We start from the raw sequence: 16143 nt of genomic DNA on the forward strand, positions 1-16143 counted from the left end.
AGTACCGGGTGGAGCGCCTGTGCCGCTTGTCACCGGCAGCGCGATCCGGGCGCCCCTGGAATGTGGCGTGCGTCTCCGGATGCGGCCTCCGGGGCTCCCCGTCCACAGCCTTGCGCGGCCCCTCGCGGCGGGGCGGTACCTTCGTCCTCACGCCGATCAGGGCCGATGAGGAGAGTCAACGTGAGCAAGTTCGTGCGGCCCGCCGCCGAGGGTGCCGATCCGTTCGGTACGGCGCGTCTGCGGCGCGGTGTCCTGGACGCCTGGGCCACCAGCCCCGCCCGCTTCCGCGAGGACGCCAACGCGGAGGAGGACCTCGTCCTCGGCGGCTACCGGGACCGTCTCGTCGTCGAGCTCGCGCAGAACGCCGCCGACGCCGCCGCCCGGGCCGGCGTACCGGGACGGCTGCGGCTCACCCTGCGGGACGGGGTCCTCGTCGCCGCGAACACCGGGGCCCCGCTGGACGCGGCCGGGGTCGAGTCGCTGTCCACGCTGCGGGCCTCCGCCAAGCGGGACGCCCCCGACCGGGCGGTGGGGCGCTTCGGTGTCGGCTTCGCGGCCGTCCTCGCCGTGACCGACGAGCCCGCCGTCGTCGGCCGGCACGGCGGCGTCCGCTGGTCGCTGGCCGAGGCGCGGGAGCTCGCGGGCGACACCGCCCGGCACAGCCCCGGGCTCGGGGACGAGATCCGCCGCCGGGACGGGCACGTACCGCTGCTCCGGCTGCCGTTCGCCGCCGAGGGCACCGCGCCCGGCCCGTACGACACCGCCGTCATCCTCCCCTTGCGCGACACCGCCGCCGCCGACCTCGCCGAGCGGCTGCTGGGCGCCGTCGACGACGCCCTGCTGCTCGCCCTCCCCGGTCTTGAGGAGGTCGTCGTAGAGATCGGGGACGCGGAACCCCGTACGGTGAGCCGCCGCGACGAGGACGGACTCACCGTCGTCGAGGACACCCGCGAGGGCACCACCCGCTGGCGCACCTCGGCCGCGCACGGCCCGCTCACCCCCGACCTGCTCGCCGACCGGCCCGTGGAGGAGCGGCTGCGGCCGCACTGGTCGGTCACCTGGGCCGTCCCCGTGGACGCCGACGGCGGCCCCGCCCGGCCCCGCACCAGCCCCGTCGTGCACGCGCCCACCCCGAGCGACGAGCCGCTCGGCGTGCCCGCGCTGCTCATCGCCTCCTTCCCGCTGGACTCCACCCGTCGGCACGCAGCCCCCGGCCCGCTCACCGACTTCCTCGTGCAGCGCGCCGCCGACGCCTACGCCGGACTCCTCGCCGACTGGCGTCCGGTGACCGCCGGGATCATCGACCTGGTGCCGGGCCCGCTCGGCAAGGGTGAACTGGACGGCTCCCTGCGGCAGGCGATCCTCGAACGGCTGCCCCGCACGTCCTTCCTGCCGCCCGCCGTCGGGCGGCACGACGACTCCGAGCTGCCCGAGTCCCTGCGGCCCCGCGACGCCGAGGTCGTCGAGGGCGCGGGCGCCGACACCGTACGGGTGCTGGCGGAGGTCCTTCCCACCCTCCTCCCCGCCGGTCTCGAACGTCGCGTGGAGCTGCGCACACTGGGTGTCGCCCGGGTGCCGCTCACGGACGCGATCGACCGGCTGGCCGGCCTCGAGAAGTCCCCCGACTGGTGGCGGCGGCTGTACGACAGCCTCGCCGGGGTCGACCCCGACCGGCTGTCCGGGCTGCCCGTGCCGCTCGCTGACGGGCGTACCACCATCGGCCCCCGGCAGGTGCTGCTGCCCACCCCGGACGCCGCCGCCCTCGACGCCGAGCTCCTGGCCCGGCTCGGCCTCAAGGTCGCCCACCCCGACGCCGCCCACCCCCTCCTGGAGAAGCTCGGCGCCCTCCCCGCCACCCCGCGCGCCGTCCTCACCACCCCGCAGGTGCGGGCCGCCGTCGCCGCCTCGCTCGACGACGAGGGCGGCGTGAACTGGGACGAGGACGCCCCCGACGCGGAGGAACTCGCCGACACCGTGCTCGGTCTGGTGCGCGACGCCGGACTCGAACCCGGCGACGAGCCGTGGCTGGGCGCGCTCGCCCTGCCCGACGAGGACGGCGAACTCTCCCCGGCCTGCGAGCTGGTCTTCCCCGGCGGGCCGTTCGCGCAGGTCATGCGGGAGGGCGAACTCGCCGCCGTGGACGCCGAACTGGCCGACCGGTGGGGCGAACAGCCGCTGGGCGCCTGTGGGGTGCTGGTGGACTTCGCGCTGGTGCGGGCCACGGACGTCGTCCTGGACCCGGACGAACTGGAGCCCCGCGAAGGGGACTTCGCCGAGCCCGACGACGCCGGACTGCTGGACGCCGTGGACGTGTGGAGCGAGGACGTCCTCGACCGCTTCCCGGACAGCCCCGTCCCGCCCGTCGCCACCGAGATCGTCGCCGTGCGCGACCTCGACCTCGTGGACGACGACCAGTGGCCCCGGGCCCTCGCCCTCCTCGCCCGCCCGCCGCTGCGGGACGCGCTCACCCAGCCGGTGCGGATCCTGCTGCACGACGGCACCCACGAGGTCGTACGGCCGTACACCGCCTGGTGGCTGCGCGGCCACCCCGTGCTGGGCGGCCGCCGCCCCGCAGGACTGCGCGCGGCGGGCGGCGACCCGCTGCTGCGCGGCCTGTACGACGAGGCCGACGCGACCGGGTTCGACGACGAGCAGGTGCTGCGGGCCCTGGGCGTACGGACCTCGGTGGCCGCGCTGCTCGACGAGCCGGGCGGCGCGGCGGAGCTCCTGGACCGGCTCGCCGACCCCGACCGCCCGGTCACGGCCGCGCAACTGCACGCCCTGTACGGGGCGTTGGCCGAGCTGGACCCCGAGCAGGTGACCCTGCCGGACGAACTGCGGGCGGTGGTCGACGGCCGGGTGGAGGTGGTGGAGGCCGCCGACGCGGTGGTCGTCGACTCGCCCGACCTGCTGCCGTTCACGTCCGGTGTGGCGCTGCTGCCGGTGCGTCCGGCGCGCGCCGCCGAGCTGGCGGAGCTGTTCCAGGTGCGGCGGCTGAGCGAGTCCGTCACCGGGGAGGTGGACTCCGAGGGCACCGAGCACGACGTACCGGAGTCGGTGCGGGTGCTGCTGGGGGCGCGGACGCCCGCGTCGTACGTCGAGCACGAGGAACTCGTCGTCGACGGCGTGGAGATCGACTGGCGGCTGACGGACGACGGAGTGCTGCACGCCGCGACGCTGGAGGGGGTGGCCGCGGGACTGGCCTGGGCGGCGGGTCAGTGGCCCCGCCGCTTCGAGGTGGCGGCGCTCCTCGAGGACCCGTCACGGACGGAGGAACTGGCCCGCGACCGCTGGTTCGACTGAACTCGCTCAGCGCGCGACGGCGAGAGCGAGTGACGCGACTGCCAGTGCCAGGTAGCCACCCGGGAACGCGATGTTGTGGTACACGCCGGCCCGGACGTGTGCCACGACGGCGCCGATGAAGAACAGGACGAGCCCGGTCGCGGCGGCGACGCCGATGGCCGGGACGCCCACGAGTCCGAGGAGGAGACCGGCGGCTCCGGCGGCCTTGAGCGCGCCGAGCCACGGGAGCCAGGTCCGCGGGACATCCACCTCGGCCGAGTTGGCGAGGACGAACTCGGCTCGCGCGAAGTCCGCGACGGCGATTCCGGCGTTGGCCAGTACTGCGATGACGGTGATGGTCGCGTAGGCGATGAACATGTACTCCAGCCTCCCCGGGGCCCTGAGTGGCGTCCAATACCTGCACCTATAACCTGGAGGCATGGATGTGGACACCCGGCTGCTGCGCTACTTCGTCGCGGTGGCGGAGGAGGGGACCCTCACCCGCGCCGCGGAACGGCTGTTCGTGTCCCAGCCGGCGCTCACCAAACAGATCAAGCAACTGGAGACCCTGCTCGGGGTGCGACTGTTCACGCGGTCCCGCACCGGCATGACTCTCACGGAACCGGGCCGGGCCCTGGCGGCGCGGGTGCCCGCCTTCCTGGCCGACTGGGACCGGGTGCTGCGGGAGACCAAGAGCGCCGCCAGCCGGGCGGCCCGCCTGCTGCGGGTCGGCTTCATGGCCAGTGCCGCCAACGAGGCCACCCCGCGCATCATCGCGGAGTTCAGCCGGCGCCGGCCGGGCTGGCGGGTGGACATGCGCCAGGCCGCCTGGTCCAATCCGAGCGCCGGGCTCGCCGACGGGGACGTCGACGTCGCCCTGCTGCGGCTGCCCTTCCCCGGCCAGGACGCCCTGCGGACGGCGAAACTCTTCACCGAGCCCCGGTGGGTCGTCCTCCCCGAGGGACACCCGCTCGCCGCGCGGGCCGTGATCCCCTTCCGGGAGCTGTGGGACGAGCCGTTCGTGGCCGCGCCGCCCGAGACGGGCTGGTGGCGGGACCACTGGCTGGCCGCCGACGAACGCGAGGGGCATCCGGTTCGGGTCGGTGCCGTCACCGATCAGCCGGACGACTGGCTGAGCGCCGTCGCCAACGGCTACGGCATCGCGCTCGCGCCCGCGTCCGCCGCGCGCTTCTATGCCCGGCCGGGCGTCATCTATCGCCCCGTCAGCGGTGTCACCCCCACCCAGGTGGGGATCGCCTGGTCCCGCACCGACGACACGAACCCCGCGATTCAGGACTTCGTCCACTGCTGCCTGGACGTCTCATGGCCCGCATGACGCGCAGTTCCCCGCGCCCCTAGGGAGCTGATCTCGCGCCAGCCACCAGCGCCCCGTCAGGGGCGCGGGGAACTGCGCGAGAACCCCCCACCGGCCCGCAGGGACATCAGGGGCGCGGGGAACTGCGCAAAAACCGCCCACGCCGACGCCCGCGTCACGCCGGTACGCGTCGATCCACCCACCGCCACAACACTTCCAGCACCGCCGCAGCAAAGACCGCGACCCCCGTCGCGACCCACGGCATGGTCATGCCCACCAGCTTCAGCGCGAAGAACTCCTGGAGCCACGGCACCACCAGCACCACCAGGAACGCCCCGCCCATCGCCGCCACCAGCCCGATCCGCCACCACGTGTACGGGCGGGCGATGATCGCCAGGACCCAGATCGAGATCAGGAACAGCGTCAGCGTCGCCGCGCTCGTCTCCGCCTCCAGCGTGCCCTCGCCCGTGTAGTACTCCCGGGCGACCAGATACGTCGCGAACGTCGCCAGCGCGGCCAGCACCCCGCCCGGAATCGCGTACCGCATCACCCGCCGCACGAAGTGGGGCCGTGCGCGCTCCTTGTTGGGGGCGAGGGCCAGGAAGAACGCCGGGACGCCGATGGTGAGCGTCGACAGCAGGGTCAGATGGCGCGGCAGGAAGGGGTACTCCACCTGCGAGCACACCACCAGCACCGCCAGCAGGACCGAGTACACCGTCTTCACCAGGAACAGCGTCGCGACCCGGGTGATGTTGCCGATCACCCGCCGCCCCTCCGCCACCACCGACGGCAGCGTGGCGAAGCTGTTGTTCAGCAGCACGATCTGCGCGACCGCCCGGGTGGCCTCCGAGCCGGAGCCCATCGCCACGCCGATGTCCGCGTCCTTCAGCGCCAGCACGTCGTTCACGCCGTCCCCGGTCATCGCGACCGTGTGGCCGCCCGACTGGAGCGCGCCCACCATGTTCCGCTTCTGCTGCGGGGTGACCCGCCCGAACACCGTGCCCTCGTCCAGCGCCTCCGCCATGGCGTCCCGGTCGGCGGGCAGCCGGCGCGCGTCCACCGTCGTACCGGACAGGCCCAGCTTGGCGGCGACCGCCCCGACCGACACCGCGTTGTCCCCGGAGATGACCTTCGCGTCCACGTTCTGCTCGGCGAAGTAGCGCAGGGTGTCGGCCGCGTCGGGGCGCAGCCGCTGCTCCAGCACCACCAGCGCGGCCGGCCGTACGCCCTCGGCGGCCCCGGGGTCGTCGACGTCCACGCCGGTACGGGCGCGGGCGAGCAGCAGCACCCGCAGCCCCTGCTCGTTCATCCGCTCGGTCTCGGCCAGCGCGGGGTCGGCGGGGTCCAGCAGCACGTCGGGCGCCCCCAGCAGCCAGGTGACGCCTCCGTCCCCGGAGCCGTCGTCGAGCGTGGCGCCGCTGTACTTGCGGGCGGAGGAGAAGGGCAGGGTGTCGGTGGCGCGCCGGCTCCCGGTGTCCGGGTAGGCGTCGACGATCGCCTTCAGGGAGGCGTTCGGCCGGGGGTCCGACGCGCCCAGCGCGCCCAGCACCTCGCGGACGTACGTCCCGTCGCCGTCGCCGAGCACCCGCAGCTCGGTGACGTCCATGCCGCCCTCGGTGAGCGTGCCGGTCTTGTCCAGGCAGACCGTGTCGACGCGGGCCAGCCCCTCGATCGCGGGCAGCTCCTGCACCAGGCACTGCTTGCGGCCCAGCCGGATCACCCCGATCGCGAAGGCGACGGAGGTGAGCAGCACCAGGCCTTCGGGGACCATGGGCACGATCCCGCCCACCGTGCGGGCGATCGAGTCCTTCAGCTCGTTGTCCTTGACCACCAGCTGGCTGATGATCAGGCCGATCGCGGTCGGGACCATCATCCACGTCACGTACTTGAGGATCGTGGAGATGCCGGAGCGCAGTTCGGAGTGGACGAGGGTGAAGCGGGACGCCTCCTCGGCGAGCTGCGCCGCGTACGCCTCGCGCCCCACCCTGGTCGCCTGGAAGGAGCCGCCGCCCGCGACCACGAAGCTGCCGGACATGACCTGGTCGCCGGGTTGTTTCACCACCGGGTCGGCCTCGCCGGTGAGCAGGGACTCGTCGATCTCCAGGCCGTCCGCCTCGGCGCACACCCCGTCCACGACGACCTTGTCCCCCGGCCCGATCTCGATCAGGTCGTCCAGCACGATCTCTGAGGTGCCGACCTCGGCGGCCACCCCGTCCCGTCTCACCGTGGGCCGCACCTCGCCGATCAGCGCGAGGGAGTCCAGGGTCTTCTTGGCCCGCCACTCCTGCACGATGCCGATGCCGGTGTTGGCGAGGATCACGAAGCCGAAGAGGCTGTCCTGGATGGGCGCGACGATCAGCATGATCACCCAGAGCACGCCGATGATCGCGTTGAACCGGGTGAAGACGTTCGCCCGGACGATCTCGGTCAGCGACCGGCTGCTGCGCACCGGGACGTCGTTGACCTGTCCGCGGGCCACCCGTTCGGCCACTTCCGCCGAGGTCAGCCCGGTGACCGGGGACGTGACCGTGGCGGGGTGCGCGGAATCGACCTGGGCGCCCGCGTCGAGATGCGTCATGCATTCGACGGTACGTGCGGTTTTGCTGCTTCACCCACCCGATGAGCGGAAGATCCGACCTGGGGAGGACGGCCGTAGTGCGGTGGTCGTACGGCGGTACCGGGCGCGGGGGTTGGGCGGCCGGGTCAGTCGGCCGAGGCGGCGGGGGAGTGGTCCGGCGCCGGTGACCCGGCCGCCCGTGCCCGCTTGATCGCGGCGTCGCGCCTGCGGACGTACCAGATGCCGATGAAGCCGAGGCCGCCGCCGGCCAGGCAGGTCCACAGCCACCAGGTGTGGCCGTGGTCGTCGAACCAGCCGTAGAACGGCAGCTGCACCAGGAAGAGGGCGAACCAGACGATCGTGCCGCCGATGATGGTGGCGACCACGGGGCCCTCCAAGGGCTCCGGCGCCTCGTGCTTGGGGGTCCACTTCGCCATGCGAACAGCTTACGAGGCGTTCCGGGGGTGACGGGGACCGCCTGTATGGCCCGGGGACCACGCGGGGTCTACGCGCGGAGATGGAATCGGCGGCGTTATATGTTCATACTGAAACCGTTTGTCTCTGACCACTTTCATTCGTAGAAAACACCAAAGGGCTTTGGGGGAAGCCCGCCGGTGATGAGGTCCCCGCATGTCCACGTCGGCCCCCGCCAAGGCCCCCACCCCCGAGCAGCCGGGGTCCGGTGCCGCGTCCGGCGCCCTCGACCGTTACTTCCGGATCTCCGAACGGGGCAGCACCCTGTCCCGCGAGATCCGCGGCGGTTTCGCCACCTTCTTCGCGATGGCCTACATCATCGTGCTGAACCCGATCATCCTGGGCAGCGCGAAGGACATGTACGGCAACCAGCTCGACAACGGTCAGCTGGTCACCGCGACCGCCCTGACGGCGGCGTTCACCACGCTCCTCATGGGCGTCATCGGCAACGTCCCGATCGCCCTGGCCGCCGGCCTCGGCGTGAACTCCGTCGTCGCGCTCCAGCTCGCGCCGCGCATGTCGTGGCCGGACGCCATGGGCATGGTGGTGCTGGCCGGTTTCGTCGTGATGCTGCTGGTCGCCACGGGTCTGCGGGAGCGCGTGATGAACGCCGTCCCGTACGGTCTGCGCAAGGCCATCGCCATCGGCATCGGTCTGTTCATCATGCTGATCGGTCTGGTCGACTCCGGCTTCGTCTCCCGTATCCCGGACGTCGCCCAGACCACCGTCCCGCTCCAGCTCGGCGCCGACGGCCACCTCAACGGCTGGCCGGTCCTGGTCTTCATCCTCGGCGCGCTGCTGACGCTGGCGCTGATCGTGCGCAAGGTGCCAGGCGCGATCCTCATCTCGATCGTCGCGATGACGGTCGTCGCGATGATCATCAACGCCGTGGCGGACGTGCCCTCCTGGGGCCTGACGACCCCGACCTGGCCGGGCAACCCGGTCGCCACCCCCGACTTCGGCCTGATCGGCGAGGTCAGCCTGTTCGGCGGCTTCGGCAAGGTCGGTGTGCTGACCGGTGTCCTGTTCGTCTTCACCGTGCTGCTGTCGTGCTTCTTCGACGCGATGGGCACGATCATGGGCGTCTCGGACGAGGCCAAGCTGACCGACGCGCAGGGTCAGATGCCCGGCATCAACAAGGTCCTGTTCATCGACGGTGTCGCGGTCGCCGCGGGCGGCGCCAGCTCCTCCTCGGCCACGACCGCGTTCGTCGAGTCCACGGCCGGTGTCGGCGAGGGGGCCAGGACCGGCTTCGCCAACGTCGTCACCGGCGGTCTGTTCGCGGTGGCGCTGTTCCTCACGCCCGTCGCCACCATGGTCCCGTCGCAGGCGGCCACCCCGGCGCTGCTCGCGGTGGGCTTCCTGATCCTGGCGGGCTCGGTCAAGGAGATCGACTGGGCGGACTACACGATCGCCATCCCGGCCTTCGTGACCATGGTGATGATGCCGTTCACCTATTCGATCACCAACGGCATCGGGATGGGCTTCATCACCTTCGCGCTGCTGCGCCTGGCGGCCGGCCGTGGCCGTGAGGTGCCGCCGGCGATGTACGTGGTGGCGGCCGTCTTCGCCTTCTACTACCTGATGCCGGCGCTGGGTCTGACCTGATGAGGGTGTGGGCCCTCAGGTGACCCCGTAGAACTTCTCCGTCTCCTCGACGGCGGTCAGGAACCGCTGGTCGAAGTCATCGCGCATGAGCGTCCGGACGACATAGTCCTGGACGCTCATGCCGCGTTTGGCGGCATGCTCTCTGAGCCGTTCGAGCAGGTCGTGGTCGATGCGCAGGCTGAGTACGTCGGTCCCCATGCGCATGAGCGTTGCCGCACACCATGGTGCGGCGCGTGGCGTTTCATGGATGGATCACTCATTTGGGTGATCGAGCGTGACACCAGTGGCGGGGGTCACGAGGCTGGTGCGCCTTCCGGGTGGTCCTTAGCGAGAGTAATGAGTTACGCTAAAGAACATGCCGGACCTCAGCCATGGCGACGACGCAGCCGCCGTGAACGCCCTCCGATCCGCCGTGATGCGGCTGTCCCGTCGGCTCAAGCACCAGCGCGTCGACGAGTCGCTCAGCCCCACCGAGATGTCGGTGCTCGGCACCCTGGCCCGCTGCGGGCGGGCCACCCCGGGCGAGCTCGCCCGCAAGGAGCACGTCCAGCCGCCGTCAATGACCCGCATCGTGGCCCTTCTGGAGGCCAAGGGACTGGTCCGGCTGGAGCCGCACCCCGACGACCGGCGCCAGAAGGTCGTCACGCAGACCGAGCGGGCCGAGGCGATGCTCGAGGAGAGCCGCCGCAAGCGGAACGCGTTCCTGGCCGCACTGGTCGAGGACCTCGACGAGGACGAGTGGGCGACACTGCGCGCCGCCGCCCCCGTGCTGGAGAAACTCGCACACATCTGAGGAGGCGAACCCTTTTGAGTACGGGATCCGGAGCAGCTTCCGCCCCCGCACCTAATCCCCACGACACCCAGCCCGCCCTCGACACCCCCGCCCGCAAGAACTCGATGTTCTCCTCGCTGAGGATCAGGAACTACCGCCTGTTCTTCCTCGGCCAGGTCGTCTCCAACACCGGCACCTGGATGCAGCGCATCGCCCAGGACTGGCTGGTGCTCAGCCTCACCGGCTCCTCGGCCGCCGTCGGCATCACCACGGCCCTCCAGTTCCTGCCGATGCTGCTGTTCGGCCTGTACGGCGGTGTCCTCGTCGACCGGCTGCGCAAGCGCCCCACGCTGCTCGTCACGCAGATCGCGATGGCGCTCACCTCCATCGTGCTGGCCGTCCTCACCCTGACGGGACGGGTCGAGGTCTGGCACATCTACCTCGCCGCCTTCGCCCTCGGTCTCGCGACCGTCGTCGACAACCCGGCCCGCCAGTCCTTCGTCACCGAGCTGGTCGGCCCCGGCCAGTTGCAGAACGCGGTCAGTCTGAACTCCGCGAACTTCCAGTCCGCGCGCCTGGTCGGCCCCGCCGTCGCGGGCCTGCTGATCACCGGCGTCGGCACCGGCTGGGCGTTCCTCCTCAACGGCCTGTCCTTCATCGCGCCGCTCACCGGCCTGCTGATGATGCGCTCCCGCGAGCTGTACCCCGTCGAGCGCGCCCCGCGCGGCAAGGGACAGCTGCGGGAGGGGCTGCGCTATGTCGCCGGGCGCCCCGAGCTGATCTGGCCGATCGTCCTGGTCGGCTTCATCGGCACGTTCGCCTTCAACTTCCCCGTCTACCTCTCGGCCTTCGCCGACGACGTCTTCCACGGGGGCGCGGGCGTCTACAGCATGTTCAACACGCTGATGGCGGTCGGCTCCGTCTCCGGCGCCCTGCTCGCCGCCCGGCGCGGCACGGCCCGGCTGCGGCTGCTGATCCTGGCCGCAGCGGCCTTCGGTGGGCTGGAGATCCTGGCCGCCGCCTCGCCCGAGCTGTGGATGTTCGCCCTGATCATGGTGCCGCTGGGCCTGTTCTCGATGACGGTCAACGTCACCACCAACACCAGCCTCCAGATGTCCACCGACCCGGCGGTGCGCGGCCGGGTCATGGCCCTCTACATGATGGTCTTCCTCGGCGGCTCCCCGGTGGGCGCCCCGATCGTCGGCTGGGTCACCGACACCTACGGCGCCCGCGTCGGCTTCGCGGCCGGCGGCGCGGTCGCGGTCGCCGCGGCGACCGTCATCGGCCTGATCCTGGCCAGGGCGGGCGGCCTGCGCCTGTCGGTGGGCTGGCACCACGGTCATCCGCGGGTGCGGTTCGTACCACGCGAGCGTCAGGAGGCACTGGCTCCGGCGGCGTAGCGGGGGAACTCGTCGGTCCTGACGACGAGACCGACGACCGTCCCGCTCAGGTCGATCTCCTCACCGAAGCCGAATCGGACGTGGCCGTGGTACCTGCCGTCCCGGGGCAGGGCGTGCAGGTGCGGGACCGGGATGCGCCGCAGGCAGACTGGAGCCATGAGACTCTTCGCCGCCGTGCTGCCCCCGGAGGACGTGGTTCATGAGCTCGCCGTCGAGGTGGCGCGGTTGCGGAGGCTGCCCGGGGCGGACGGGATGCGGTGGACCGAGCGGGGCGGGTGGCACTTCACGCTCGCGTTCTACGGTGAGGTGGACGACGAGCTCGTGCCCGAGCTGACCGCGCGCCTGGAGCGGGCCGCGAGCCGCACCCGGCCGTTCGAGCTGGCCTTGAGCGGTGGCGGTCAGTTCGGGCGGGGCAGGGCGCTGTGGGCCGGCGCGGAGGGGGATCTGCGGACCATGCGGCTGCTGGCCGAGCGGTCCGAGGCCGCGGCGCGGAAGGCGGGCGTGCCGATGGACGAGCACCGCCGCTACAAGGCCCACCTGACGGTGGCCCGCAGCCGGGACGCCGTGGACGTACGGCCGTACCTGGAGCTCCTGCACGCGTTCCGCAGCCGTACGTGGACCGTGGAGGAGCTGGTCCTGGTGCGCAGCAATCTGCCGACGTCCGGGACACCCGGCGAGCAGCCCCGTTACGAGGCGGTCGCCCGCCGGGCTCTGGGCGCGGCCGGTTAGGCTCGGAGGCGTGGACCCGAAGACCCGTAACCGGATCATGGCCGGTGCGCTCGTGCTGATGTTCGTCGTGGTGGCGTTGGCGGCGGCACTGGGCAGGTAGCGCCGCCGCCCGCCAGCGTACCCGGTGTCACCAGGCGAAGGCCTCCGGTGACGGCCCCGGACCCGGGAAGATCTCGTCCAGCGAGGTCAGCAGCTCGTCGCTCAGCTCCAGCTCGACCGCCTTCAGCGCGGACGCCAGCTGCGCTGCGGTGCGCGGGCCGACGATCGGGCCGGTCACGCCGGGCCGGGTGAGCAGCCAGGCCAGCGCGGCCTCGCCGGGCTCGATGCCGTGCTTGTCGAGCAGATCCTCGTACGCCTGGATCTGCGCCCGGGACGACGGGTCGGCGAGGGTGTCGGCGGCCCGCCCGGAGGCGCGGCGACCGCCCTCGACCTCCTTCTTGATCACGCCGCCCAGCAGACCACCGTGCAGCGGCGACCAGGGGATGACCCCGAGCCCGTACTCCTGCGCGGCCGGGATGACCTCCATCTCGGCGCGGCGCTCGGCCAGGTTGTACAGGCACTGCTCGCTGACCAGGCCGATGGTGCCGCCGCGCCGGGCGGCGATCTCGTTGGCCTGGGCGATCTTGTAGCCGGGGAAGTTCGAGGAACCGGCGTAGAGGACCTTGCCCTGCTGGACCAGGACGTCGATCGCCTGCCAGATCTCCTCGAACGGGGTGCTGCGGTCGATGTGGTGGAACTGGTAGACGTCGATGTAGTCCGTGCCCAGGCGCTTCAGCGAGGCGTCGACGGCCCGGCGGATGTTCACCGCGGACAGCTTGTCGTGGTTGGGCCAGGCGTCGCCGTCGGCGGCCATGTTGCCGTACACCTTGGTCGCGAGGACCACCTTGTCGCGGCGGTCGCCGCCCTTGGCGAACCAGCTGCCGATGATGCTCTCGGTGCGGCCCTTGTTCTCGCCCCAGCCGTACACGTTGGCGGTGTCGAAGAAGTTGATGCCGGCGTCCAGCGCCGCGTCCATGATCGCGTGACTGTCGGCCTCGTCGGTCTGCGGACCGAAGTTCATCGTCCCGAGGACGAGCCGGCTGACCTTGAGTCCCGTGCGTCCGAGCTGCGTGTACTTCATGGTCGCCAAGCCAACGGCTTGGAGTGCGCTCTATGCAAGAGGGGACCGGTCCCGGGGGAACTTGCCGGTGCTCACGGTCAGGTCGGCCACCGTGCCGGTCAGATCGATGTCGTCGCCGAAGTCCACCCTCGTCCGAGTGACGTAGTCGCCGTTCGTCGGGTCGGTGTACACGTAGCAGCGGCCCCGGTAGGGGTCGACGATGACGTAGAGGGGGAGCTCGGCGGTCGCGTAGGCGGCCTTCTTCGGGCCGTAGTCGTTGGCGGCCGTGCCCTCGGAGATGACCTCGAAGACGAACTCGACGTCCTCGTAGCGCCAGTGGCCCCCGTCGTCCTTCTCGGCGGAGGCGCGGAGTACGGCGACGTCCGGGCAGAGACCGTTCTCGTGGCCGGGGAAGTCGATGCGGACGTCCGAGAACACCGGCACGTCCATCCCGAATCGTTCTTCAACGGCCATCACCAACCTGAGGATGATTCCCCAATGGGTGTCCCGTTGCGGCGTCATGTAGACGTTGCCGCCGACGATCTCGACCCTGAATCCCTCGGGGACGGGCATACGCTCCAGCCGCTCGAACCACTCGTCCAAGCGCCGAGTGTTGACGTCGGCCATCGCGATCCTGTCGTCACGGACGGTCATCGTGGAGTTCCTCCCCGACCGCCCCACGGACGAGTGCGGCCGCGCGGTACAACGACAGGCACGGAGAGCAGGACACCCCTCCCCGAGGTCACGCCCCCTTGTACGCCCCGCCCAGCCCCCACTCCCGCCACATCGCCTCCGCGAAGGCACCCGCGATCTTGTGTTCGCCGCTCTCGTTGGGGTGCGTCCCGTCGTACGTGTCCAGGTGGAAGTCGTACGACGGCGGCGGCGGGACCAGCACCAGCGAGGAGCCCGGTTCGTCCAGGTCGGCGACGGTCTTCGCCAGCAGTTCGTTGAAGTGGGCGACCTGCTCGGCGAAGGCCGGGTCCGCCTCCACCCGGATGTTCCGGATCACCGGCAGTACGGCCATGCGGATCCGCGGGTCGGCGGTCCTCGCCCCGGCGACGAAGGCGCGTACGTTCTCCGCCGTCTGCTCGGCGTTCGTGTAGAAGCCCAGGTCGATCAGGCCCAGCGACACGAGCAGCACGTCCGCGTGGCAGGAACGCACGGTCTCGCCGATCAGCGGGGCCATGTGCTGCCAGCCCTCGCCCCAGCCCGCCAGGTGGGCGCGCGGGAAGTCCGGTTCGGCGTACGCGTACGACGTGGGGGCGTCCGTCGCCGGGTCGTGCAGCGTCTCGCGCGGGCCCACCAGCGTGAAGGGGCCGCCGTACGCCGTGCACAGGTGCTGCCACAGCCGGTAGCGCCAGGTGTGTTCACCCGCGCTCCCGATCGTCATCGAGTCACCTACGGGCATGAACCTGAGCACCCGATCATCATGGACGATCGGTCCGGACACCGCGATGTGAGCCCCGACACCCGCCGTGAACTGCGCGGAGTAGTGGCACTCTTGGCACATGCGCCGACCCCTCGCCCTGATCGCCGCGGCCCTCCTCACGGGCGCGCTCGCCGTGCCCGCCTCCGCAGCCGACGGCGACGAGGGCTTCACCATCGAGGACCCGCGCATCACCGAGTCCAGCGGGCTCGCCGCCTCCCGCCGGCACCCGGGGATTTACTGGACCCACAACGACCAGGACGAGGGCGCGTACCTCTACGCCGTCGACAGCCGCACCGGCGAGACCGTCGCGACGATCACCCTGTCCGGCGTCGGCACCCCGCGCGACGTCGAGGCGATCTCCATGGGCCCGGACAACCAGCTCTACGTCGGCGACATCGGCGACAACGACGGGGTGGAGTGGCCCTACGTGTGGGTCTACCGGCTCCCCGAACCGAAGACGCTCAAGGATCAAACCGTCCGTGCCACGCAGTACGTCGTGAAGTACTCCGACGGGACCCGGGACGCCGAGTCGATGGTCGTGCACCCGAAGACCGGGCGCGTCTACATCATCGACAAGCACGAGGAGGGCGGGCATCTGTACGAGGGGCCCGCCGAGCTGTCGGCGTCCGGGACCAACGTGTTCAGGCCGGTCGCACCCGTCGAGCTGTGGGCCACCGACGCCGCGCTCTCCCCGGACGGGGAACACCTCGCCGTGCGCGGCTACTTCGGCGGCATCCACTACGCCTGGAACGGCGGCGAGCCGCGGCGCGAGGGCCGGCTGAGCGTGCCGCTCCAGGGGCAGGGGGAGTCCGTCACCTACTCCACCGACGGCTCCCGGCTCCTGTACGGCAGCGAGGGCGCGCAGAGCCCGGTCGAGTCCCGGGAGGCGCCGGGCGCGGACGGCGGGAAGGGGCCCTCGTCCGGTGCCGGGGGCGCCGGGGGCGAGGAGAGCGCCGCCGGTGACGGGACCGGCGGCAGCGTCAAGGTCGGCGCCGTCGCCGCGGCGGCCCTCCTCTGTGTGCTCCTCCTCAGGCTGCTGCGCCGCCGCAACCGCTGATCAGGACGCCCGGCCGGCCGGTTCCGGCCGCAGCTCGTAGTGGAGCGTCCGCGTCCGCCACAGGCGGTGGGTGAGCGGGACCACGACCCCTTGGAGCACCGGGTACTTGCGCCGCAGCAGCCGTGCCGCGCGCCGGTCCTCCTCGCTGCCGTGGTCCAGCAGCCGGACCCGGGCGTGCAGCTCGGGCCCGACGGGCTTCCCGGCCGGGTCGGCGGGGGCGACCTCCACCGTCGGGTCGCGGCGCAGCCGTTTGGCCTTGCCCGCCTTGGCGGGGGTGCGGAAGTAGGCGTGGTCGCCGTCGACGGCGATGCTCACGGGGGTGGCCACGCCGGTGCCGTCGCGCCGGTGGCTGGTGAGCACGACGGCCCACTGCTTGACGAAGGGGGTCAGTTCGGGACGGGTCGGTGAAGCGGCCATGTCT

The 16143-nt window shown here is 71.8% G+C and carries 16 protein-coding genes; 7 read left to right on the forward strand and 9 right to left on the reverse strand.

Annotated elements, in window-relative coordinates; translation table 11 throughout:
- Positions 1 to 165: 165 nt before the first annotated feature.
- Entirely contained in the window at positions 166 to 3303 is a 3138-nt protein-coding gene (locus ACZ470_RS20355; RefSeq protein ID WP_468428952.1) for a sacsin N-terminal ATP-binding-like domain-containing protein, read from the forward strand.
- A gap of 6 nt (positions 3304 to 3309) precedes the next feature.
- On the opposite strand, the gene ACZ470_RS20360 is transcribed toward ACZ470_RS20355, so the two are convergent.
- The gene (locus ACZ470_RS20360) at positions 3310 to 3660 is read right to left on the reverse strand and encodes a DoxX family protein (RefSeq protein WP_468428954.1); all 351 of its coding nucleotides are present in this window, start codon (positions 3658 to 3660) and stop codon (positions 3310 to 3312) included.
- Positions 3661 to 3721: 61 nt separating this feature from the next.
- Here ACZ470_RS20360 and ACZ470_RS20365 point away from each other — a divergent pair, with 61 nt between their 5' ends.
- The gene (locus ACZ470_RS20365; RefSeq protein WP_468428956.1) at positions 3722 to 4618 is read left to right on the forward strand and encodes a LysR family transcriptional regulator; all 897 of its coding nucleotides are present in this window, start codon (positions 3722 to 3724) and stop codon (positions 4616 to 4618) included.
- 154 nt (positions 4619 to 4772) lie between these two features.
- Here ACZ470_RS20365 and ACZ470_RS20370 read toward each other — a convergent pair whose 3' ends face one another.
- Both ACZ470_RS20370 and ACZ470_RS20375 read right to left on the reverse strand, forming a co-directional pair.
- Positions 4773 to 7175, reverse strand: coding sequence for a cation-translocating P-type ATPase (locus tag ACZ470_RS20370; RefSeq protein ID WP_468428958.1), 2403 nt, complete (start codon positions 7173 to 7175; stop codon positions 4773 to 4775).
- A 125-nt stretch (positions 7176 to 7300) separates the two neighbouring features.
- The gene (locus tag ACZ470_RS20375; RefSeq protein WP_468428960.1) at positions 7301 to 7591 is read right to left on the reverse strand and encodes a DUF2530 domain-containing protein; all 291 of its coding nucleotides are present in this window, start codon (positions 7589 to 7591) and stop codon (positions 7301 to 7303) included.
- A gap of 193 nt (positions 7592 to 7784) precedes the next feature.
- Here ACZ470_RS20375 and ACZ470_RS20380 point away from each other — a divergent pair, with 193 nt between their 5' ends.
- Entirely contained in the window at positions 7785 to 9236 is a 1452-nt protein-coding gene (locus ACZ470_RS20380; protein ID WP_468428961.1) for an NCS2 family permease, read from the forward strand.
- A 15-nt stretch (positions 9237 to 9251) separates the two neighbouring features.
- On the opposite strand, the gene ACZ470_RS20385 is transcribed toward ACZ470_RS20380, so the two are convergent.
- Positions 9252 to 9434 carry a ribbon-helix-helix protein, CopG family gene (locus tag ACZ470_RS20385; RefSeq protein ID WP_468428963.1) on the reverse strand — a complete coding sequence of 61 codons (183 nt, stop codon included), beginning with the start codon at positions 9432 to 9434 and terminating at the stop codon, positions 9252 to 9254.
- A 157-nt stretch (positions 9435 to 9591) separates the two neighbouring features.
- Between ACZ470_RS20385 and ACZ470_RS20390 the strand changes: the two genes are divergently transcribed.
- Complete coding sequence (locus ACZ470_RS20390) at positions 9592 to 10029, forward strand: MarR family winged helix-turn-helix transcriptional regulator (protein ID WP_468428964.1); 438 nt, start codon at positions 9592 to 9594, stop codon at positions 10027 to 10029.
- Between the two features lie 14 nt (positions 10030 to 10043).
- Positions 10044 to 11408 carry an MFS transporter gene (locus ACZ470_RS20395; protein ID WP_468428966.1) on the forward strand — a complete coding sequence of 455 codons (1365 nt, stop codon included), beginning with the start codon at positions 10044 to 10046 and terminating at the stop codon, positions 11406 to 11408.
- Here ACZ470_RS20395 and ACZ470_RS20400 read toward each other — a convergent pair.
- Positions 11381 to 11566 (reverse strand): hypothetical protein, encoded by a 186-nt coding sequence (locus ACZ470_RS20400; protein WP_468428968.1) that lies wholly within the window; start codon positions 11564 to 11566, stop codon positions 11381 to 11383. The two genes, ACZ470_RS20395 and ACZ470_RS20400, sit on opposite strands and share 28 nt — an antisense overlap.
- Here ACZ470_RS20400 and thpR point away from each other — a divergent pair.
- Positions 11565 to 12137, forward strand: coding sequence for an RNA 2',3'-cyclic phosphodiesterase (gene thpR / locus ACZ470_RS20405; RefSeq protein WP_468428970.1), 573 nt, complete (start codon positions 11565 to 11567; stop codon positions 12135 to 12137). The genes ACZ470_RS20400 and thpR overlap by 2 nt on opposite strands.
- Before the next feature lie 127 nt (positions 12138 to 12264).
- On the opposite strand, the gene ACZ470_RS20410 is transcribed toward thpR, so the two are convergent.
- The 3 genes from ACZ470_RS20410 to ACZ470_RS20420 form a co-directional block, all read right to left on the reverse strand.
- The gene (locus tag ACZ470_RS20410; RefSeq protein WP_468428972.1) at positions 12265 to 13257 is read right to left on the reverse strand and encodes an aldo/keto reductase; all 993 of its coding nucleotides are present in this window, start codon (positions 13255 to 13257) and stop codon (positions 12265 to 12267) included.
- 30 nt (positions 13258 to 13287) lie between these two features.
- Positions 13288 to 13890, reverse strand: a complete 603-nt coding sequence (locus ACZ470_RS20415; RefSeq protein ID WP_468428974.1) for a Uma2 family endonuclease — start codon at positions 13888 to 13890, stop codon at positions 13288 to 13290.
- An 88-nt stretch (positions 13891 to 13978) separates the two neighbouring features.
- Positions 13979 to 14656 carry an SGNH/GDSL hydrolase family protein gene (locus ACZ470_RS20420; protein WP_468428976.1) on the reverse strand — a complete coding sequence of 226 codons (678 nt, stop codon included), beginning with the start codon at positions 14654 to 14656 and terminating at the stop codon, positions 13979 to 13981.
- An 88-nt stretch (positions 14657 to 14744) separates the two neighbouring features.
- Here ACZ470_RS20420 and ACZ470_RS20425 point away from each other — a divergent pair, with 88 nt between their 5' ends.
- Positions 14745 to 15722: a WD40 repeat domain-containing protein gene (locus ACZ470_RS20425; protein ID WP_468428977.1), complete on the forward strand. Its 978-nt coding sequence runs from the start codon at positions 14745 to 14747 to the stop codon at positions 15720 to 15722.
- Here the strand turns inward: ACZ470_RS20425 and ACZ470_RS20430 are convergent, their stop codons facing one another.
- The gene (locus tag ACZ470_RS20430) at positions 15723 to 16139 is read right to left on the reverse strand and encodes a PPOX class F420-dependent oxidoreductase (protein ID WP_468428978.1); all 417 of its coding nucleotides are present in this window, start codon (positions 16137 to 16139) and stop codon (positions 15723 to 15725) included.
- Between the last annotated feature and the right edge of the window lie 4 nt (positions 16140 to 16143).

Source organism: Streptomyces sp. NPDC031111, from assembly GCF_055570675.1.